This is a genomic window from Alcaligenes sp. AB3 (assembly GCF_031844565.1).
In the GTDB taxonomy this organism is placed as follows: domain Bacteria; phylum Pseudomonadota; class Gammaproteobacteria; order Burkholderiales; family Burkholderiaceae_B; genus Alcaligenes; species Alcaligenes faecalis.
The window spans coordinates 203,924-226,204 of record NZ_JAUZVM010000004.1 but is presented as its reverse complement, the minus strand read 5'-3'; the positions used below and the strand labels follow the sequence as shown (position 1 = coordinate 226,204).

The following is a 22,281-nucleotide window of genomic DNA, read 5'->3' as shown; positions in this document are numbered from 1 at the left end:
TTATTTCTTCATGAGCGTGTGAACGATTTCACACGCCAGGTCTATGTCATCCTGGCTATGCGTGGAGGACAGGAAAAAGCGCAAACGTGCTGCTTTTTCTTCCACCGCAGGATGGATAATGGGTTGCACATTCAGACCGGCATCAAACAACTGGCCGGACAGTTTGACTGCTTTAAGAGAACTGCCTGTAATCGCGGGAATCACGGCGTAGCCTTCGGCAAAACCGGTATTGATTCCCATCGAGCGCATCGAATTCAGAAACTGACTACCCCGCTCTTGCAGGGTATGCACACGCTCGGGCTCCCGGCGCATGATCTGCAGGGCTTTGAGTGAAGCAGCCGCCAGCACGGGGGAAATCCCCACGCTGTACACAAAGCCGGAGGCAGCGTACTTGAGCAGCTCCACCAGCGCGCGGTCGCCAGCGATATAGCCGCCGCAACTTGCCAGGGTCTTGCTCAAGGTGCCCATCCAGATATCGACATCACGGCCTGCCACACCAAAATGTTCGTGCGAGCCGCGACCCGTCTTGCCCAGCACGCCCAGGGCGTGAGCTTCATCGACCATCAAAAACGCTTTATACCGCCGTTTTATGTCAATAAATGCAGGCAGGTTGGGAATGTCGCCATCCATGCTGTACAAGCCTTCGATCACAATCAGCACACGCTCGAACTGGCCACGAATGTCAGCCAGAATGCGCTCCAGAGCGGCGCTATCGTTGTGAGGGAATGAACGGCGAGCGGCACCCGATAACTGGATGCCTTGCAAAATACTGTTGTGGATCAGGCTATCGTGAATCACCAGATCCTTGGGGCCGAACAAGTAACCAATGGTGCTGACGTTGGTGGCGTGTCCACTGACAAAAACCACGCAATCATCCACTTCGTAGTTCTGCGCCAGCTCTTCTTCCAGCTCACGCTGTACGCGGCGCTCGCCCGCTACCAAACGGCTGGCCGAGGCCGATGTGCCGTACTGGTCCATCGCGGCTTTGGCGGCCGCATTCACTTCAGGGTGTGCAGACAGACCCAGATAGTTGTAATTGGCAAAGTTCAGATAGTCGCGCCCATCAATACGAGTGTGCGCAGCGGCCACGCCGTCGTGGCTGCGAAAAAAGGGGTTACGCACGCCCATACGATCTGCCATGGCCTTGGGCACCAGCATTTTCTCGTAACCGGGATGGCGGTCAAAGCGGGTGAAGGACTCCGGAATATGGCTGGCCGCAGCCTGACGGGTTGCGGACTGCTCGGCCATGCGGCCATCGCTGGCCGCTTGCCCGGTTTTACGTCCCAGAATGCGCTGGATCAGTTGTGCTTTACTGCCTGGCGCCAGATCGTTCTTACTCATGGATCAGTGATGTTCCTTTTTCTGCCAATCGCTGTACATCCTTGGCCAAGCCTTGCAAGTCCGCCTCGGACATATCATCCCCGTGCTGACGTACGACATCGGCTACCAAATGCCCAGCATCCTGCTCTGCCGAGTCCTCGCTACCGCCCGTCAGCTTGTCCACAATGCGGGCCGCAACGTTCCAGACGGTGGGAGAATCATTCAGCACCATGGCGGGCAACTGCACGCCAAAGCGTTGCTCCAAGCCCAAGGCCAATTCCACGGCCATCAAGGAGTCCATGCCCAGATCATGCAAGGAGCGCTGGGTTTCGATACGGTCTACTTCCGTGCGCAAAATGTTGGCCACTTCCTGTGCCACCCACTCGGCCACCAAAGCGTGAATTTGCTCAGGCGTTTTGCCAGCAATCAAGGCGTGAATATCCTGGCCGTCACTACCCGAATCATGATCCTTGCGAGCGCGGTTCAAGATGGCGAAACGTTCGCTCTGAGCCGAAGCCAGCAAGCGGGCCAGGGCATTCCAGTCAAAGTTGGCGACGATGGACACCTCACCATTGACGGCCAATACTCGGTCCAGTTGATTCAGCGCCTGATCCGACTGCAAAGGTGCCTTGCCCAGACGTTTGCCCAAGCTGTCCTTCACAGTTTCATTGCGGGTCAGGTAACCTGCGTCGCCAATCGGCCCCCAGGCGATGCACGAAGCCGCCAGGCCCAGGTTCTGACGCAAGCGCGTCAGGCCTTCCAGGCCTGCGTTGGCGGCTACATAGTTCGCCTGTCCGGGGTTACCAATAGAAGTCGTCACCGAGGAATACAACACGAAGTGAGACAGTTTCAAATCCTGGGTAGCCAGGTGCAGATTCCATGCACCCACCAACTTGGTTTGCAGCACCTTGTCCAGGCTGTCCTGATCCATATTGGCGATCAAACGATCATCAAATACGGCGGCAGCATGCAGCACGCCGGTCAGTGGGCTATCACCCGTCTGAATCTGCGCAACGACAGCTTGCACTGCTGCGAAATCCGTAACGTCACACGCCACAATTTGCACACGACAGCCTTGTGCCTGGAACTGCTCCAGCAGCGCTTGTGCACCAGGAGTATCAGCACCACGACGACCCGCCAGAACCAGGGAACGCACACCACGCTTGACCAGCCATTGGGCTGAAGCCAAACCGAAACCAGACAAACCGCCCGTTACCAGCCACGTGCCCTGTGCGGACAAGTCGACAGGGGCGGCCACTTGTTGAGTGGGCAGGCTGGGCCGGGCATCCTTCAAGGACACCACCAGCTTGCCGATGTGACGAGCCTGTTGCATGGCGCGGAATGCATCAACCACATGCTCGGCACCGAAGCTACGATAAGGCAGTGGGAACAGCGCACCGTCATGGAACAGCTCCATGACTTCCTTGAACAAACGTCCTGCCAGAGCTGGGCGACCCGTCAGCAACTGGTCGGCATCAATACCGAAGTAGCTGATATTGCTCTTGAAGGGGCGCAAACCAATCGGCGTGTTCTCGAAGAAGTCGCGCTTGCCCAGCTCCAGGAAACGGCCAAATGGACTCAATACGTCCAGGCTGCGGCGCATGGCTTCGCCTGCCAGCGAGTTCAGCACTACGTCCACGCCTTCGCCGCCAGTAGCATCCATCACGTCCTGGGCAAAGCTCAAGCTGCGCGAATCAAATACATGGTCGGCACCCAGCAAGGAAGCGAACACGCGTTTCTCGTCCGTACCAGCGGTGGCATAAATCTCTGCGCCCAAATGGCGGGCCAGCTGGATTGCTGCAATTCCGACGCCGCCAGCAGCACCGTGGATCAATACTTTTTCACCAGGCTGGATATGAGCCAGATGCGTCAGCGCGTAGTACACGGTGAAGAACACAGTGGGAACGGTGGCAGCAGCCTCAAAATCCCAACCTTCAGGCATGGGAGCGATCGCATCCGCACGTGTCACCACGTGGCTGGCAAAGCAGGAGGAACCAAAGCCCATCACCGGCTGGCCTACAGCCACATTGGTAACATCAGCCCCAACGCGGGTGACGACACCCGAGAACTCCAGGCCCAGACTGGCCCCGGCAAAACCGTTTTCTACAGCTTCGTCTGGTAGCAGGCCCATCAAATACATCACATCACGGAAGTTCAGGCCCGCTGCCATGGTACGGACTTCAACCTGACCCGCAGCCAGGCTCGGTGCTTGAACAGCTTGCCATTCCAGATTGCGCAGTTGTCCGGGCACCTGAAAGTCCAGCTTGAAGCGGGCATCCTGGCTTAGCGGGGCAATCGCTGCCGCAGTAGCCTCTTCCAGCACCAAGGTATGGCGTGCGTCTTGAGACAAGACAATTTCTGTTGCTTCATCCGGCCATAGCAACTCCAGTTCCAGACGCTGAGCGATATCGCTGGCATTCACATCACCGGCCAGATCAATCAAGGTGCAGGACAAGGCGGGCAGCTCATTCATCACGACGCGACCAAAGCCCCACAAGGCCGACTGGGCTGGATTCACCGCCCAATCCAATTCCTCTGCCATCGCCGGCAAGGCACCGCCTTGCGTCACCAGGAACAGGCGACTTGCAACGGTACGGGCGGACAAGTCCTGCGTCAGGCTCAGCAGTTGCGCGCTGGTCTGGCTGACCGCAGCAGCAGTATCGGCCCAACCCAGCATCTGCACTACATTCAGAGGACTCTCATCAGCCAAAATGTCGGCACTGAGCGGCCAGATTTGAGCGTTAACTGTTTGGCCAGCTGCTTCCAAACGGGCTTGCAAAGAATGAGCTTGAACTTGAGAAGCCTCATCAAACAACAAGACCCATTTCGCTGCAGCGACGGCTTCCTGGTTTGGAATCGCCTGCGTTGTGGCGGCCTTGGCCAGCAACAAATAGGCACCTTCACTCAATTCCTGTGCGGCAGGCTCTTGCGCAGTTTGCACCTGCTCAAAACCTGCTTGCTCCAACGCCTTGTGCCAGCCTTCGGGCGACAACAAGGAGGAGGATTGCGACTCACCGGCGGCGTGCCACCAGCTTTGGTCCAGACCGGATAAGAAGTCTGCATGCCAGTCAGGGTGACACTCGGCCACCAGCAGGACCCCACCCGTCGCCAGCCATTGTTTGCTACGCATCAGGGCCGGCGGAACATGCACGGTACGGTGCAGGCTGTGGCGCAAAATCACGACATCGAACTGGGGCTTATCGACCTGCTCCAGTTGCCAGTCTTGCAGATCAAAACCGAGCACCTGCACGTTGGCCAAAGCATGGTGCTGCGTCGCCTGACGAGCCTGCAAATCAGCATCTGGCAAAGCCAATACGTATTCAAACTGGTCTTCGGACAGGCAAGCAGCCAGAGTCTTGGGCAAATCGCTTGGGCCTACGGTGACTTCCAGCACGCGCAGTCGCTGGGAGGCAGGCAAGTTCGCAGCCAGTTCTCGCAACTGGGTTTCCAGTGCCAGACGCACACCCAGATACATGGGGTCATCGTCATACAGCACTTCAACCACGGGGGAACGGCGCAAGGAAGCCAGCAGTTTTTCGCCTGAAATATCGCCACGCAACAAGGCCGGCAATTGGCGTCCGACCGAACCAATCTGGGTCAGTTGCGGCAAGCTGCTAGGCGAATCCTGCAAAATTGTGCGCCACAAGTCCTGGGCGGCAGGCATATCGGCCTGCTCCACCACACGATAGCCTTCGTCATCTTGCAGCAGCTCTTCAGCGCGCAGCAGCTCGCTTAGCCAGCGGCCATACGGGCTATTCAATACTTCGGTGCTGAGTTCGGAAGGCTTTACATTCTGGAAGGTTTCATAAATAAAGGATAGGCTCAAGGCATCCAGCAAAGGCAAAGTCTGCTGGAACCAGGTTTCTCGCTCTTGCTGCTGGTCAGCCAGTGCTGCCCAGCCGCTTTGGGCCAGTTGCTCAGGCGAGAGCGTAACAGCAACTCGCTCATCACGAGGATGAGGACGCAGATACGGGGTAATTTGCCAGTTGGACACCGCGTGACGATCCTGGCGCAAGAAATACGCAGCGCGGAAACGGCAGGCTTGGGCGCTGGCCAGCAAGCGGCCATCAGCACCATACAGCTCGAAATCCGCCAGTACCGAACGGGCACTGCTGCGACGCAGATGCGCACGGAAATGTGTCACCTGCCCTTCGGTGGCCAAGGTAAAGCGGCCTACTTTCACAGGCAGCAAGGCCACGCCTTGGCCGGCTTCAATATCTTGTGCGAAGAAATCCACCAGAGACTGGTAGCACACGTCCATCAAGGCTGGGTGCAACAGATAGCCGTCTTGCTCCAGGCCAAGGGGCATTTCCAGTTCGGCATTCAGGCAAGTACCTTGAACCTGCGAGGCCTTCAATCCCTGAAAAGCCGGACCATAGTCCAAGCCCAAGGAGTGCGCCAGGCGATAGTGTCGTTCACGATCAATCTGCAGTTCCGCCGAGCTCAGAGCTGCCAGCTCCGGCTTGGGCATGCGTTCATCCGATGCCAGAATGCGGCCCCTGGCGTGCACCACCCATTCGTCCTGGCTCAGGCGTTGACGACTCTTGATATGGAAGCTGCCATCGCGCGGGCTCAGCACAAAACGCAGGCTGCGGGCATGTTCGCCGTCAAAAACCAGCGGCGCCAGAATATCCAGCTCGTCCACCAGGATCAGCGCTTCGCCCAGCCACTCGCGGGCCGCGGCCAAAGCCATCTCCAGATAAGCGGCACCCGGGTACACCATGGCTCCGCCCACTTTGTGATCGGCCAGCCAAGGCAAAATCACTGGGTCCAGTACGTTTTCCCAGCTGATGTCGCTATCTGGCAGACGCCAACCCAGCAAGTCATGCACACGGCGGCGTTCGATGGAACGCATTCCTTCCGTGCTGTTCTTGTACCAGTGACGCTCACGCTGCCACGGATACACAGGCAGATCCACCGGATTACCCGCCACGGGGAAACGGGCTTTCAATTGGGTCGGCAACAAGGCCAAGGCATGCAAAGCCGTATCGGCCAGACGCTGCGGGCCATCGTCATGCTTGCGCAGGCTGGACAGTACAACACCCTGTACATCACGCTGAGTCAGGGTTTCACGCATATAGCGCTGCAAAATGGCGTGCGGGCCAATTTCCAGAAAGACGCGACAACCCTGTTTGGCCAGGCAGGCAATGGCCTGCTCAAACTGCACGGGTTCGCGAATATTGCGCCACCAGTAGTCCACGCCCAGCTCTTGTGGGGGCAGTTCCTCACCAGTAACAGTCGAAATAAAACGGGCTTGTGGCGCCTGCTGGCCGGGCTGCAAATCGCCCAGACTCTTTTCCAGATGCGGCAACAAGCCATCCATATAGGGGCTGTGAAAAGCGTAATCCAAATCCAGCAGGCGGAAGAAAACGCTTTGGCCTTCCAGCGCAGACTGAATACGTTGCAAGCCTTCCAGGCTACCGGACAGAGTGATATTGGAGGGGCTGTTCACTCCCGCCACATTCACGCCCAAGTCCGCACCTAGGCCTTCCAGCAAACTATTCACCGCTTCCAGTGACAAACCAATAACGGCCATCCGGCCTTGGCCACGAGTCAGACCCTGGGCCTGACTACGGGCACAAATCACGCGTATGGCTTGCTCCAGATCCAGGGCACCGGCGGCCCAGGCTGCAGCGATTTCGCCCACACTGTGACCGGTCACGGCATCAGGCTGAACACCGTCTTCGCGCAGCATGCGCGTCACAATCACTTGCACCGCAAACAGCAAAGGCTGGGCGACTGTCGTGTCGTCCATGCGAGAGGCAGCTGGCTCTGCCTGCAATTGCTCCAGCAGCGAGAAACCCGCCAGGGGCTTCATCATCGCATCCAACTCGGACAGCAAAGTCGCGAAACGAGGGGACTCGCGCAACAAGGTCAAACCCATGCCCAACCACTGCGCTCCGTTGCCGGCGTACACAAAGGCCAGCTGACCTTCCTTATCCAAGGCATCTACGGTTTGCAGACCTTGCGGATTTTGTCTCTGGGCGTAAGCACGCAGTTGTGCCACGCCTTCTGCGACCGTTTCGGGCTGAATGATCAAAGCACGCGACAAAGCCTGACGACGATGAGCGACTGCATAGCTGATATCGTAAAAATTCTGCGCGGTCTTGTTATCCAGCAAATCCGCGTAATTACCAGCCTGCTCGCGCAGAGCGCCTTCTGTCTTGGCCGACAGGACCAAAGGCGGCAAATCCGAGTTCGGCACGACAGCCGATTGAGTCGCCATCGCTACGGGAGCCTGCAGCAGGACGTGCGCGTTGGCACCGCCAAAGCCAAAAGAATTCAGGCCCGCCACCAAAGGCTTGCCGTCGGTGCGTTGCAGCTCCCGGCCCTGGGGCAACAATTCCAGATTCAAGCCGTCAAAATCAATCGCGGGATTGGGGGTGTTCAAATGCAAAGCAGGCGGCAGGGCTTGATGCTGCAAAGCCAGAACGGTCTTGACCAGACCGGCCATCCCAGAGGCCGACTCCATATGCCCCAGGTTTGCTTTGACCGAACCGATAGGCAAACGCTGTTCGCGCGATTTTCCATACACCGCACTGATTGCGGTGGTTTCGATAGGGTCACCTACTGCCGTACCGGTGCCGTGAGCCTCTACAAAGTCCACATCACTCGCAGCCAGGCCACTGCGCTCCAGCACGGAGCGCATCAACTCAATTTGTCCCTGGCAACTAGGAATGGTGATGCCGGTCTTGCGGGCACCATCGGCATTCACGCCGGTTGCCAAAATGACAGCCTGTACTTGATCACCATCGGCCAGGGCTTGCTCCAAGGGCTTGAGCATCAGGACAGCACCGCCCTCGGAACGGACATAGCCATTACCGGCTTCATCGAACGCCTTGCAGCGGCCATCTGCCGACAGCATCGACGCTTTGGTAAAGCCCACAAAGGGATAAGGGTGCAGCAACAAATTGACGCCACCGACCAAAGCGGTGGACGCCTCGCCATTGCGCAAACTTGAGCAAGCTTGATGCAAGGCCACCAAGGAGGACGAGCAGGCCGTATCCACCGCCATGGATGGTCCGTGCAAATCGTAGATATAGGACAGACGATTGGCCGCAATACTCATGGTATTGCCAGTCATCATATGAGCAGTCAGGCTGGACAGATCATCCAGGCCGCGCATGCCGTAATCCAGACCGGAAATACCGACATATACCGCACAGTCGCTACCGGCCATGCTGGAGGGCAAAACGCCCGCGTTTTCCATGGCCTCCCAGGACAGCTCCAGCAACAAACGCTGTTGAGGATCCAGCCAGGCAGCCTCACGAGGGGAAATGCCAAAGAAATCCGCATCGAACTCGTCGATACGCGACAGGACGCCGGCCGAAAAAGTGATACTACGACCAGGTTCGGATCGTTTATCGTGCTGCAACTCGGTAGTCGCCCAGCGATCCGCGGGGATTTCCGTAACCAGGTCGCGCTTTTCAATTAAAGCATTCCAGAATTGGTCGGGCTGCGACAAATCGCCCGGGAAGCGAAATGCCATACCAATAATGGCGATTGCTCCAGACGCAGTATTACTTTTATTAATATCCGTACGGGATGCTTCTAACTCCTTAGCACCCTTGCCTGTATTTTGAGACACGCACCCTACCCTTTCGATCTTTACTGACTTGCCCTGTCAACGCGGAGCACGGAATAGTCATATTTGATAAAACGCTATTTCGGACAACGACTTCTGACATAGCCGTGTCGCAGGAAGCACACCAGTAAACAATGGCGAAATTTACGTCCAGTTACTATGATTTACAAACCATAATTACATGGAATTTATATAAACCTCATGCAATTTGATAATATTTATTTTCGGTTTTTATTTAAGCATCTGTGCAAAAAATAAAACATCCAAATTAAATATCCACTGACAATATTGTTCTATTTATTGTTAACAACAAAAACGAGTGTTTGAAAAATAACAAAGCCTTGGGATAATTTACCAAGGCAGTCTAATCAAGCTACTAGGCAAAATTTCAAAGATATTTTCATTTCGCTGCCACCTTGAGCAAAATGAAACTTTTAATTCAATCTTGAACAAAGACCGTTGTCTACCTAGAAAACTCTTCTCGCTTGGCAGAACGCTGCTGCACCGCAAAAAGATTAGCAGTTGGGAATGTTACCATTACGCAGTTGTTCTAATCCATAAAGAATTGAAATGGAGCAGCGGTTCACTGTAACAATCCGATGCTGCGCTAAAGGCGCCAAACAAGCTTCTTCGGGACTATCAGGCAACTTACAAGCCAGTCATAACTGACACTTTCAGGCCTTGCTGCAGAGAAGAAAAGACCATCCGGTCGTATTCAAAAACTCATTTTTGATACAAAGACGACAGGCCCGCAACGAGCGCAAAACCGTTATTGGTGCCGATATACAACGAGTTCACACCCAGACCTGACCATGTGCCACCAAAGCAGTGTTTTCCCTTAGCCGCATCCAAAACGCCCGAATCAGGGCGTTTTTTTGGGGGTTATCCCTCATCTATAGCCAGGTCCACCTAGGCTCTATACGAAATGTCTTATGGCATGGCTGTCGCACGCCGTTACATTGAAATGGCTTCATCTAATAATTAATCCACTCTGGAGACATTTCATGGGTACGAACGCGACCACCGCACCCGTCGACGAACGATTACCGAACGGCAGGCTGGCTGCACTGGGCTTGCAGCACGTTCTGGTAATGTACGCCGGTGCTGTCGCGGTTCCACTAATCGTGGGCCGGGCATTAAACCTGACGTCTGAAGAAGTATCGATCCTGATTGCCGCTGACCTGTTTGTCTGCGGCATCGTGTCCATCATTCAATCGATGGGCTTTACGCAGTATTTTGGTATCAAGCTGCCCGTAATGATGGGCGTGACATTTGCCGCTGTCGGCCCCATGGTCTCCATGGCTCAGGCTAACCCCGGCCAGGAAGGAGCCCAACTGCTCTTTGGCACCGTGATCGGGGCGGGGATCATCACCATGATCATCGCCCCTGCAGTCAGCCGTATGCTGCGTTTTTTCCCACCCGTGGTCACCGGCACGATTATTGCCATGATCGGCATTACGCTGATGCGCGTGGGGATCAACTGGATTTTCGGTAACCCTGTCGGCCCTACCGCCCCCACGGTCATCAACCCCGACCACCTGGCCTGGATTCAGCATGCACAATCGGCCGCGGCCATGCCCGGCTCTGCCTTGCCCCCACCTCCAGAAGGTCTGGCCTTGAAAGCTACGGTACCCAACCCGCGCTATGCCAACCTGACTGGCCTGGGCATTGCCGCCATCGTGCTGACCTCGATCCTGTTGATCGCCAAATTTGCCAAAGGCTTTCTGGCAAACGTGGCCGTCTTGCTGGGTATTGTTATTGGCGCCATTGTGGCCTCAGCCATGGGCATCATGACTTACGAAAAAGTCGCCAACGCTGCCTGGGTTGATCTGGTTCTGCCGTTCCACTTTGGCATGCCCAAGTTCAATATCCTGCACATTGCGACCATGACCCTGGTCATGATTGTGGTGCTGATTGAATCTACCGGCATGTTCCTGGCGCTGAGCGACATGACAGGCAAGAAAGTCGATCAGAAGGATCTGGCTCGCGGCCTGCGTACCGACGGTCTAGGCACCTTGCTGGGCGGTATCTTCAATACCTTCCCCTACTCCAGCTTCTCGCAAAACGTGGGTCTGGTTGCCGTGACTGGCGTGCGTAGCCGCTTTGTCTGCGTGGCCGGTGGTGTGATCCTGATCATTCTGGGCCTGCTGCCCAAGATGGCGGCCCTGGTTGAATCCCTGCCCACCGTGGTTCTAGGCGGCGCCGGGATTGTGATGTTCGGTATGGTGACCGCCACCGGTATCCGCATTCTGTCCGGCGTGGATTACAAGACCAACCGCAACAACTCCATGATTGTGGCCATCTCCATTGGCGTGGGCATGATTCCTCTGGTTGCGCCCAACTACATGCAGTGGATGCCTCACGCCATTCACCCGCTGATTGAATCCGGCATCTTGCTGACCTCGATTGCTGCCGTTCTGCTGAACTTGTTCTTTAATGGTGCTAAAGAAGATACTCACGCAGCGGTAGAAGCCGCCAAGCACGCTGAAGCCTAAGACGCTTGCCAGCTTGTATTGAAACCGGCCTGTCAAATCCATGACAGGCCGGTTTTTTATCGTCCGATATACCAAGCGAAAACGCCCCCTTCAGGAACTGCCAACTGAAAACAACGTACAAGTTAATGTTCGCTGGACAGTCCAAAGAGAAAGATCATCTCCTTGCAGGACATCAAACCAAAGGCGCAGCGTGTGGCCGCTCCCCTTTTCTGACATCACGACGCAAAGCGCCGTGCACCAGCCACGCACAAGGCAGCGCCTAAAGTGACCCAGATCATGCTGGCATTGACGGACTCACCTAATAAAGCGGCAGCCAGCCCCAAGCCCATAAAAGGTTGCAGCAACTGTAATTGCCCCACCGCGGCAATCCCACCGTGTGCCAGGCCCCGGTACCAGAACACAAAGCCCAGGAACATACTGAATACTGAGACATAGCCAAAACCTAACCAGGCGGCAGTGTTCACGTTGCTGAAGCTCTGAGGCCAGAACCACAGCATCAAAACGAACATGAAAGGCCAGGAAAGCACCAAGGCCCAGCAAATCACTTGCCAACCGCCCAGGCGACGTGACAGGCGTCCGCCTTCGGCATAACCCAGGCCACACACCACCACGGCTGCCAGCATATACAGATCCCCTTGCCAGGCCGCATCCAGACCTTCTCGCGCGGCATAGGCCATCACCAGCAAGCAACCTAAAACAGAACACACCCAGAACACGGGTTTATGCCGTTCACCGGCCAAGACCACCCCAAAAAGCGCTGTGCACAAAGGCAATAAGGCGACGTACACAATGGAATGCGCCGAAGTGATGTACTGCAGGGCCAGTGCTGTCAACAAGGGGAATCCCAGCACAACACCAAAACCAACCACGGCCAGGGGCAACAGGTCCGAGCGTTGTGGCCGTGCCACGCGCCCGATCAGCAACCAGATAGCCGCCAACAAGGCGGCGAGCACCGCTCGCGCGCCCGTCAGAAAAAAAGGATCCATACCCAGTACAGCAACGCGTGTAGCCGGTAAAGAACCGGCAAAAATTGCCACACCAATAAAGCCGTTTAGCCAGCTGACTGCCTTGCTATCCATCTTTCACTCTCCAACAAAGATGCTTGTCAGTACAACACAGCTATGCCAGCATACACAGGCACAGTCCAGTACAGTTTTAAAAAACTGTACTGCTCACAAGACCCACACACCGTGCCCGAACCTGCCCCATGTCTGCCTTGACCCGTATCGACTACATCATGCAATCTGTGCGTGAACGCATCGCGGCACGGACCTACCCGCCCGGCACCCGCCTGCCATCCGTACGCGCACAAGCAAAATCGGCGGGCGTGTCAGTGTCCACGATTGTCGAAGCCTATGGCAGGCTGGCCGCCGAAGGTCTGATCGAGGCTCGCGCGGGTTCCGGTTTTTATGTGACGGCTCCTTTGGCTCCACTCAGCTTGGCCGCCCTGGAACCAGCTCTGGAAAAGGATATCGATCCTTTATGGATCTCGCGCCAATCTCTGGAAGCCGAGGCCGATGTCCTGATGCCCGGCTGCGGGTGGCTGCCCTCGGATTGGATGTATGACCAAGGAGTTCGCCGCGGTTTACGTAAGGCCGCCCGTAGCCCCAGCGCGGACTTGACGGACTACGGCTCGCCTCTGGGCCTGGAGCCCTTGCGACAAATGCTGGCCCGTCGTCTCGTGCAGTCCGAAATAGATGCTGCCCCGCATCACATCATGCTGACCGACTCGGGCACTCAAGCTATTGACCTGCTTTGTCGCTTCTTTCTGGAGCCAGGCGATACGGTCCTGGTGGACGACCCCTGCTACTTCAATTTCCATGCGCTGCTGCGAGCGCATCGGGCCAAAATCGCCAGCGTGCCCTATACCCATCAGGGCCCTGATCTGGCGGCCTTTGAGGCTGCCCTTAAAGAACACAAACCCCGCCTGTACATCACCAATTCAGGCATACACAATCCAACCGGCGCACGTCTTTCGGCCATGACGGCCCATAGCGTGCTGGCCATGGCGCAACGCGCCGACCTCTACATTATTGAGGACGATATTTTCGGGGATCTGGAGACCCGACCCGCTACCCGACTGACGGCACTGGATGGGCTGTCCCGCGTAGTACAGATAGGCAGTTTTTCCAAAACACTGTCGGCCGCCTTGCGCTGCGGTTATATCGCGGCCCAGACTCCATGGATCGAGAGCCTGGTCGACTTGCGTACCGCCACCAGTTTCAGCAGCAACCGCCTGGCCTCGCATATTCTGAACAGCGCGCTTGGCGACAGCGGCTATCGCAAACATCTGGAACGAGTTCGATACCGGCTCTCCAAAGCCATGGATCACGCCGTGACACAGCTGCAGCAACTTGGCCTGACGCCATGGCTGCGCCCCCGCGAGGGCATGTTTCTCTGGGTGCGCCTGCCCGCCGGGCATGATGCCCTGACATTGACACGCGCCTGTCTACCCCATGGCATCGTGCTGGCCCCTGGCCCTGTTTTCAGCCAAGCTCCTGATGCTGCCCAGTTTCTGCGCTTCAACGTCGCTCAATGCGGGGACAAACGCGTCTTCAACGTCCTGAAACGGGCTTTGAACAACGAGCTGTCTGTTTAAAGCATCAAGGGATTTCAGACCTTCCACTTGAACGTCCCGCATCGGTGTCCTGGTCGCGGCCAGAGGATTACAATCGGCTCTGTTATGCGGCCCATGCGGACCGCCGCCACCAATCTGACTCCCATGTCCCCCAAAGACTTACGCGATTTATTCCTGCTGGCCGCCATCTGGGGCGGCTCGTTTTTATTTACGCTGCAAGCGGTCCCCGACTTTGGCCCCTTTCCCCTGACCGCCATACGGGTCGGTGTCAGCGCCCTGGCCTTGATGAGCTACATCACCGCCACGGGACGCTTGCCCATCTTTCTGGCGAACTGGAAACCCATCTTTGCGCTGGGCATTCTGAATGCCGCCGTGCCCTTCTCCTTATACGCCTTCGCAGCCTTGCGACTGGAGTCGGGCTTGCTGGCCGTCTTGAATGCCATGGCTCCCTTGTTTGGCGCACTGGTGGCACGAGTCTGGTTGAAAGAGCGCCTGACACCCAGCCGCATTCTGGGCCTGTGTCTGGGCTTCCTGGGCATTCTGATTCTGGTGTACGACAAGCTCAGCTTCAATAAAGGCGCCGAAGGCTGGGCTGTGCTGGCATCTTTGCTGGCCACAGTGTTTTACGGTATTGCCGCCAACTTTACCGCCCGCTATCTGCGCGGCGTGCAGCCACAGGCAGTAGCAGCAGGCAGCATGGTCAGCGCAACATTGGTTCTATTGCCCGCAGCCATTTACTGGTGGCCCGCACAGTTTCCGGGCCTGCATGCCTGGGGCGCTGCGCTGTCCTTATCCTTGCTGTGTACAGCAGTCGCTTACCTGATTTTTTACCGCCTGCTGTCCAATGTCGGCCCCTCCAAAACCATTACGGTGACCTTTTTGGTGCCGCCTTTTGGGGTGTTGTGGGGCGCCTTGCTGCTGGACGAGGCCCTGACCGCACAGATGCTGATCGGCATGAGTACCGTGCTGTTTGGGACCTTGCTGGCCACTGGACTGATCGGCAAGCGCAAGGCGGCGTAAGTCAGCTACGCCGCCGTGTGATAACTCCTCCGTCTTAGTTCTCGGTTCTCGCAGCCTATTTGAACTCGTGGCTGACGCTGGCCGTCTTTCCTGAGCGTACCCGTATTGTTGTGCTGAACTCCGGCAAGCCCGCATTTTTGATAACGATGCGGTGCGAGCCTGGAGCCAGGGACAAGGACTTCAAAGGCGGACTGACACCTTGCTTGCGGCCATTCACATAGACCTCCCCCCAAGGGCGTACATCCAGGGCAACCGTGCCCTTAGCCGGTGGCGCGGGCTTGGCGGCGACGGGCTCCAGTTGTTCCACATGATCGACTTGCGCGGTAGGCTCTGAAGATTCGGTTTGTGTGCTTGCGGCCACTCCTGATGCAGTGGCCGAGGCAGTCTCGGTAAGTCCCATTGCTCCGGCACTTCCCGCAGCCCCGGTAGTTTCCTTAACTCCGGAGGCCTCTGCTGTTGCAGCCCCCCCTTCAGTAACTCCTGTAACTCCAACGGCTCCAGTTGTTCCGGCTGTTCCGGCTGTTCCGGCTGTTCCGACTGTTCCGACTGTTCCGACTGTTCCGGCAGCATGATCAGCCAAAGCCAGACGAGCTGCATCATCCGATGTGTTTTGTATTTGAACTGGCAAAGCAGGCTGCAAAGCTCCCGACTCGGACAGCAGTTTCAACTCCGGTGTTGTCGCGGCTTGTGAGCCCGAAGCCTGGGCTAATTGCTGCCCTGCCTCCGTGCCATTTTGCGTACCTGTCAGCCGCGACCCAAGCTGATCTGCTCCTGCCTCCAAAGACTGCCCCGATTGAGGTGCAGACACACCCCCTACACCCAAAGCAGCCACATCATTCGGCTTGGACTCTCCACCCACCACCAACCCTCCTGGCGGCTCCGACGTAGTTGGTCCCGGCCTTGTTGTGGACTCTTCAGGCGTGGCGCCCACCACCGCCGGACGATTGGCATCAGACGATGCCACAGCGGGCCCGGAAGTGTCACTATCACCGCTCCAATACGCCGCCCCCAGCCCTGCCAGAACGACTATTGCCAAGCCCGCCAGCCACAGTGGCAAGGAAGATCGGCGCTCAGGCGTAATCGGCCGCACCGCTTGCGCAGCGGGAGCATGTTCGGGCAAAGGCTCTGGCATTTGCCCCAATCGTTCCAGCCGTCGGTAAGAAGCCATGGATTGAGGCCGCTGTACCCAGTCAAGGGCCAGACCCTGCAACATGGCCTGCGTAGGACCATCTGCGTCCTCATCCATCACCACAGGATCTTTCAGTTGCCGCCAGGGAGCGGCCATCAGGGGAAGGCCGCTCGTCAACTGCCAGCGCAAGGCCGCATAACCGTAGACATCCGTCCAGGGGCCGGCAGGTCGCACCGGATCGTCCACATATTGCTCTGGAGCCGCACAAGGTTCATCAAATGCCACCCCCTGAGCACGCGCCTGCGCCAGACTGCGCTTGTGCAGGTTCTGTTCCAGCGGCAATAGCTGAACCAGACCTTCATCACTCAAGACCACCGTATCCAGCCCCAGCGCGCCATACCATTCCTGATGCTCATGCAGATCGGCCAGTTGCATAGCCAACTGCTCCAGAATCACCAGCCGCTGGTCCAGCGACAGGGAGTCCAGAATCTGCCCCAGAGGGCGGCCCTGAACATCCTTGGCAGAGTGTGTACGTTTCATGAGCGGTCTCACCATGGTTGATAAGCGCGGCTTTCTGCATCTGCCGCTGTGGCTGAAACGAACAGACGCCGAAACAGGGCCAGACTTAACTCGCCGCTGTGCGTCACGCTGCGCCAGCTTGGATTATTCATGCCCAGACACCACCAGTAACTGCGGTGGGAACCGGGCTCCAGACAAGGCTGCAAGACAGCCCAGGGGTTTTGTGACACAGAGGGCGCTTGAGAGCCGTACAAGACATCCAGAATGTCCTGCCCCGCATCGCGCTGCTGGGACTTGGCGGCGACACTATCCGCCAGCAAACCGGCATAGGGCACGGCACTGCACAAGGTCTGGTCCAGCTGCGTTGCCGCCCAGCAAAAACGCACACCTTGCTGCAAGGTCAGGCCCAATTGCTCAACCATACTGGCCAGCACAGGCAGGCGGACACGCTGAGACTGATCGGCATCCAGTGGCACCAAAGCGCACACCAGATACTCGCGCCCAACCCGGTCCTGACTGGGCATGACCGCCCCTGCTTGCACACCCCCTTGCGGCAAGGACATCAGAAATCCCCAGGCATGGACGGGCGAGCTGGGCATATTGGCTCCAGCCGTCTTGCTGGGCGAACGAATCTGGCTGACACCACTGCTGAACCAGCGCTCCCACGGCAACAAAATCGGCTCGGGCATACGTCTGCGCACAAAGTCCCCCATGGCCGGAATCTTGCCGTACCACATCACCACCGGGCTGGAATCGAAATCATCCTGGCGCATCTCAGTGGCTCCCCGGGCAGCTAAAGCCTCTCATCTCCGCCAAACGCCACGGATTTTTGGAGCTATTGGCCACCACATCCACCACAAACTGGCGACCTCCCAAGGCAAAGGACAAGCGCTGGGCCCCGGCAGACGCGCCCGATACAGGCTGTGCCTTGTCCAGCAAGCGCAGCAGCGCCCAGGCACCGGTCGCCCTCATCCCCGAGCCTTCGGACTGTGGCTGTGCCTCCAGACTGACCTGACGGCCCCCGCGCGGCCCCGGCCACTGCACCCCCATGGCAACCTGCGGGCCATGGGCATAACGCAGCACCTGGCCATCCACATCCAGCAGCACTTGTGACAGCTCGGCATCCAGCTGAACAGGCGTGAACGCCATATCGATACGCGGTTGATTACTGCCTGCCGGGAAGAACACATCCCGAATCACAGCCGCACGCTGAAACGCCTCCAGATAACGGAAGTTGGCCGCCGCCTGTCCATCTATGCCCGGCTTGAAGCGCCAGCGTCCACCCGACATATCCACCTGATGCATCAGGTGCTCTTGGAAGAAGGCATCCATCAAACCACCCGGCGCAAACATGCGGGCAAAATCGTTAGGGGCCACATCCTGATTGGACTGAGCGGCGAAGGGATAGCGCCCTGCAATCGCACTACGACAAAACTGGCCAATGGTGGCATTCACCAGCTGCCCCAGGCTGGCTTGAGTCCGCGACGCAATCTCGGCAGAAGCCCCCACTGAGAACTGATCCAGCGCATCACGCAAGGGGCCGGGCAGTCGGCCTGCCTCTGCTTGCAGCTTTGTCAGCACATTGGACTGTGGAGGAGTGCCCGCGCTACGCAAAGCCGCATCCGAGGAAGTCAAAAAGGCATAGAACTCATCCAGCAATTCCAGGGTGCCATCAATAGGCGCGGGTGCCCCGCCACTGCTGGAAGCCAAGCGGTGATAAGGCTCAAAGTGTTGATCCACAATCGCCTCTACCTGCTTGGCCTGAGGCTCATTACGACGGCTGCCCTCCAAACCGACCGGGCCGAACATCTGCTCCAGCGCCTGCCGGGTATCGTCCAGCCGCACTTTGGCTTGCGCTCCCAAGGACGCCCCCTGCTGCGCATCCTCTCGCAACAAACGGGTTTGCAAGGCCACCTGCTGGACCAACTGCTTCAGGGGCGAATCGGCCATGGACAAGGTCCGCGCCAACTGAATGTTTTCCAGCAAACTGCCGCCTTGCAGCAAGCGCAAGTCAGCCAGATACTCATCCCAGACCCGCACATAATCCAGCAGATACAAGCGGCGCAGTTCCTGGCTGGCCGCACGACGCGCCGCCTCGGACTGTCCGGCTCCCGTATCCAGCCCCAGAATCCAGCGATCGTCCTCACGCATCTGCTGCAACTCGCTGTCGATGCGTGGCTCAACCACGGTCCAGTATCCCTCGTAGGTGTACAGACCCTCTACCCCTTCAGTCAGCGGTTTACCGCTTTCACGCTTGAACACAGAGGCCGCGTACGGCCCGGCCATACCTGCAACAGACATGGGCATCAGTCCAGGTGTGGCCGCCAGAATGCGGCGCATGCGGCTGTATGTGCGTTGCTCCAGGCTGATACGCGCCAGACGCTCCCGGCTTTGTTCAATCAGGGCTTCATTGCGCGGAAAGGGATTGAGCAGCAAGCCCGCCTGTGTCACGGCACGAACATGGCTCTCCAGCCTGTCGTATTGCGACTGGGTAAATCCTGCCGGCAAGTCCTGCTTCAAACTGCCCAGCAGCCAGGTCTGCAAATGGGCTGCGTCATAGCGTCGCGTGTCATACAGCATCAGATAGGCGCGCAGCGCCTCGTAGCCGTACTCCAGGTCCTGCGCCTGCTCGCTGCGCAGCACGGTTTCGATACGACGCGCCAGCAAGGGGGCCAGCAGTTTTTCTAAGGCGCGTTGATAGACGGTATCGGCGGCGGCCTTCATCTTGTCGCCCTGATACAGGCCCATGCGCCGCTCCAGACCGGGCGCATCCAAGCGAAACTGATCGCTTTGCGGTAGCAGCGACAACATATCCAGCAAAGGCAGCAAACCGACTGCCGGTGTGGTATCCAGCACCTGTGTCTGATCCGCCTGTTGCTGAGCCTGGGGGACACGTCCGTCAACCTGCTCCACATAGCTGCGGTTCAACAGGAAACTGCGACTCCAGGCCAGCCCCAGCAGCAGCACGCCCACCGCCACCAGACCGTAGACCAGAAAATGGCGCAAACGTACACGACGCTCCCAACGCTCGTCCCGGCCTGCCACACCCGCTTCCTGAAAAATCAGCTCTTTCAGCAGCTGCGTCAGAAAATAGCTGCGGCCCTGACCGGCCACCGGCTGCGCTTGATCCGCCTGTACATCCACTTCCAGATACTCGCGCATGGAGTCCCGCACCTGATCCAGGCGCACACCTCCTTGCCGACCACTGGTGAAGTACACGCCACGCAGCAACAACGGTGCCTCGAAGCGGGACTGACTAAACACCTGCTCCAGAAACTCCTCCAGCACCGGCCCCAGGCGAGCAAACTGTTGTGGCAGCAGATAGGCCTCGGCCCGCACGCTTTCATTGGGCTGCTCGGCCATCACGGTCGCCAGGCCACGCTCCAGACGCTGATGCAAGGCTTCATACTCGCGCCCATAGGTGTGCGACAAGGAGAATCCCGCTTCGCGAGAGCTTTCATAAGGCAAGGTGAAGCCCCAGACTTGCTCCAGCTCCTGACGATCACAATGGTCGAAATACTCCTGAAATCCCTGGAGCAAATCCATTTTGGTGACCAGCACATAGATAGGAAACTGAATCCCCAAACGCTCACGCAATTCGGCCAAACGCTGGCGCAAGACCTGCGCATGATCATGACGTTGCGCGGCCGTGCTGGACAATAAATCCGGCACACTGATGGTCAACAAGGTGCCATTAATCGGCTGCCTGCGGCGATAGCGCTTGAGCAGGCCCAGAAAACCACGCCATTCCTGTTCATCGCCCACCGGGTCACTTTCATGTGTGGTGTAGCGGCCTGCCGTATCCAGCAAGACGGCTTCGTCGGTAAACCACCAATCACAATTGCGCGTACCACCCACGCCTCGCAGCGACGTTTTTCCGTAGCGCTCCGACAAGGGAAACTGCAAGCCGGAATTGACCAGCGCCGTGGTTTTGCCCGCTCCAGGTGCGCCGATAAAGACATACCAGGGCAATTGATACACGTACTGACGCGACAGCAAGGAGCGCAGGCGGCCGCCCATATGCGAACCAAAGCGAATCCGCTTGAGCAGTTCGATGGCCTCATCAAACTGGCTTTGCAAAGGATGAGGCGTAGCCGTATTGCCCGGTGCTGCCGTCTTCTGTGCCGGGCGGCTTAATTGCCCCAGCAATTGCGCGTTCAAGCGGCCTTCCCGCCAACTGCGCCACAACAGGCGCAACAACCAGAACACCACCACAACCGCCATCGCAATCCAGCGCGACAGCTCGGTTTCCAGTGGCCGGGTTTGACCAATCGCCAACAAGGGTCCCAGCAACCAGATCAGCACCAGCAGGATCAGCACACCCACAAAGGTCCAGACGCTGCGGCTGAAGACCAGACTCAAAAGACGTGTCATTGCCCGGCCTCCTTGCTCAAGGGCACAATCGTGATCTCCACCCTACGGTTCTGTGCCCGACCTTGAGCAGTGCCGTTATCAGCCACTGGCGCGGCATCGGCCCGACCTTGGGCGCGTACACGTTCCGGCTGACTCAAGCGCTCCTGCAAGACGGCTTTAACCGAATCGGCACGTGCCTGCGAGAGATGGAAATTGGAAGGAAAGCGCACACTGCGTATGGGGACGTTATCGGTATAGCCATCCACCAGTACCAAGCCCGGTGCAGCTTCAACGGCATCCGCAATACGAGCAATGACAGGGAGTAGCGGCGCACGGACCTGGTCGGCTCCTGAGTCGAACAGACCGTCGCCTCGCAAGATAATGACGCTGCGATCGGCCTGATCTCGCACGGTCAGCAGACCCTCGGCCACTTCGGGGGCCAACAGCTCTGCCAAGGCCAAGGGTGCCTGCGGTGCGACGCCACTGGACGGCGGCTGGCCCTGTGTCTGCAAGGCCGGCAGGCGCAAAGCCACGATGTCCTCGAAAGCCCGATCAGACTGCCGGTTCAGCAACAGACTGGCACCCAGATACATCAACAAGCACAGCAGCAAGGCCACACAAACGGCCACCCAGATAGGCACAGGCAAAGGCTTGCCAACTTTCTGCGCCGGGTTGTCGCGCCAATGCGGGGACAGAGCGGCTGGCACCGTTTGCCCATACTGGCGCAAGCTCATGTACAGTCGTTGGCGCACGGTTTCCAGCTGGCTGGCGCCCTGCTCATGCACGCGATAGCGGCCTTGAAAACCCAAAGCCAGGCAGAAATACATCAGTTCCAACAACTGCAAATGCGCCGCCGGGCTTTGCATCAATTTATCCAGAAGCTGAAAGAACTTCTCCCCGCCCCAGGTCTCGTTGTGAAAGGTGACCAGCAAAGTGTGCGAGGACCAAACTCCAGCCTGCCCCCAAGGGGTGAGCGCAGCCGCCTCATCCAGGGTCGTACACAGGCAGTAGCGAGCCGCCAAAATGGTTTCATTGGCCACGGGCACGGCCTGGGCGCGCAATTCAAATTGACGGATTTCAGCGACCAGCTTGGCACGCAGACCCGCCGGGTCCGCATGTCGGGCACTGCGGCGTATATCGGACACCATCACCAGCAAAGGATTGGCGGCCTCCAGCAAGGGATTGGCCCCTTGCGCAACAAAGCGTGGCGCATCGGCCCGCGATCGGCGCTCGTCCGGGACCGGGCCGTTATTCCAGGAAACTGTCTCGTTCATAGCCATGC

Annotated in this window: 10 protein-coding genes; 3 read left to right on the top strand and 7 right to left on the bottom strand. The window is 57.9% G+C overall.

The genetic code is table 11. The features are described from left to right. Nucleotides 1-1,341: an aminotransferase class I/II-fold pyridoxal phosphate-dependent enzyme gene (locus tag Q9R35_RS10900; protein WP_311219841.1), complete on the bottom strand. Its 1,341-nt coding sequence runs from the start codon at nucleotides 1,339-1,341 to the stop codon at nucleotides 1-3. After that, entirely contained in the window at nucleotides 1,334-8,908 is a 7,575-nt protein-coding gene (locus tag Q9R35_RS10895; RefSeq protein WP_311219840.1) for an SDR family NAD(P)-dependent oxidoreductase, read from the bottom strand. The genes Q9R35_RS10900 and Q9R35_RS10895 overlap by 8 nt, the downstream gene beginning before the upstream one ends. A 1,001-nt stretch (nucleotides 8,909-9,909) precedes the next feature. Between Q9R35_RS10895 and Q9R35_RS10890 the strand changes: the two genes are divergently transcribed. Next, complete coding sequence (locus Q9R35_RS10890) at nucleotides 9,910-11,400, top strand: nucleobase:cation symporter-2 family protein (protein ID WP_311219839.1); 1,491 nt, start codon at nucleotides 9,910-9,912, stop codon at nucleotides 11,398-11,400. 215 nt (nucleotides 11,401-11,615) lie between these two features. Here the strand turns inward: Q9R35_RS10890 and Q9R35_RS10885 are convergent, their stop codons facing one another. Continuing rightward, nucleotides 11,616-12,479: a DMT family transporter gene (locus Q9R35_RS10885; protein WP_311219838.1), complete on the bottom strand. Its 864-nt coding sequence runs from the start codon at nucleotides 12,477-12,479 to the stop codon at nucleotides 11,616-11,618. Nucleotides 12,480-12,607: 128 nt separating this feature from the next. Between Q9R35_RS10885 and Q9R35_RS10880 the strand changes: the two genes are divergently transcribed. Then, nucleotides 12,608-13,999 carry a PLP-dependent aminotransferase family protein gene (locus Q9R35_RS10880; RefSeq protein ID WP_311219837.1) on the top strand — a complete coding sequence of 464 codons (1,392 nt, stop codon included), beginning with the start codon at nucleotides 12,608-12,610 and terminating at the stop codon, nucleotides 13,997-13,999. A gap of 93 nt (nucleotides 14,000-14,092) precedes the next feature. Beyond that, nucleotides 14,093-14,998 (top strand): DMT family transporter, encoded by a 906-nt coding sequence (locus Q9R35_RS10875; protein ID WP_311219836.1) that lies wholly within the window; start codon nucleotides 14,093-14,095, stop codon nucleotides 14,996-14,998. Between the two features lie 55 nt (nucleotides 14,999-15,053). On the opposite strand, the gene Q9R35_RS10870 is transcribed toward Q9R35_RS10875, so the two are convergent. From Q9R35_RS10870 to Q9R35_RS10855, 4 genes are read right to left on the bottom strand one after another with little or no spacing between them, the layout of a single operon-like run. Further along, complete coding sequence (locus Q9R35_RS10870; RefSeq protein ID WP_311219835.1) at nucleotides 15,054-16,667, bottom strand: PEGA domain-containing protein; 1,614 nt, start codon at nucleotides 16,665-16,667, stop codon at nucleotides 15,054-15,056. 8 nt (nucleotides 16,668-16,675) lie between these two features. Then, nucleotides 16,676-17,419 carry a type VI secretion system-associated protein TagF gene (tagF, locus tag Q9R35_RS10865; RefSeq protein WP_042485810.1) on the bottom strand — a complete coding sequence of 248 codons (744 nt, stop codon included), beginning with the start codon at nucleotides 17,417-17,419 and terminating at the stop codon, nucleotides 16,676-16,678. 1 nt (nucleotide 17,420) lies between these two features. Then, nucleotides 17,421-21,020: a type VI secretion system membrane subunit TssM gene (gene tssM, locus Q9R35_RS10860; RefSeq protein WP_311219834.1), complete on the bottom strand. Its 3,600-nt coding sequence runs from the start codon at nucleotides 21,018-21,020 to the stop codon at nucleotides 17,421-17,423. Continuing rightward, a complete protein-coding gene (locus Q9R35_RS10855; RefSeq protein ID WP_042485803.1) occupies nucleotides 21,017-22,273 on the bottom strand; it encodes a DotU family type VI secretion system protein in 1,257 nt (418 codons plus the stop codon). The genes tssM and Q9R35_RS10855 overlap by 4 nt, the downstream gene beginning before the upstream one ends. Between the last annotated feature and the right edge of the window lie 8 nt (nucleotides 22,274-22,281).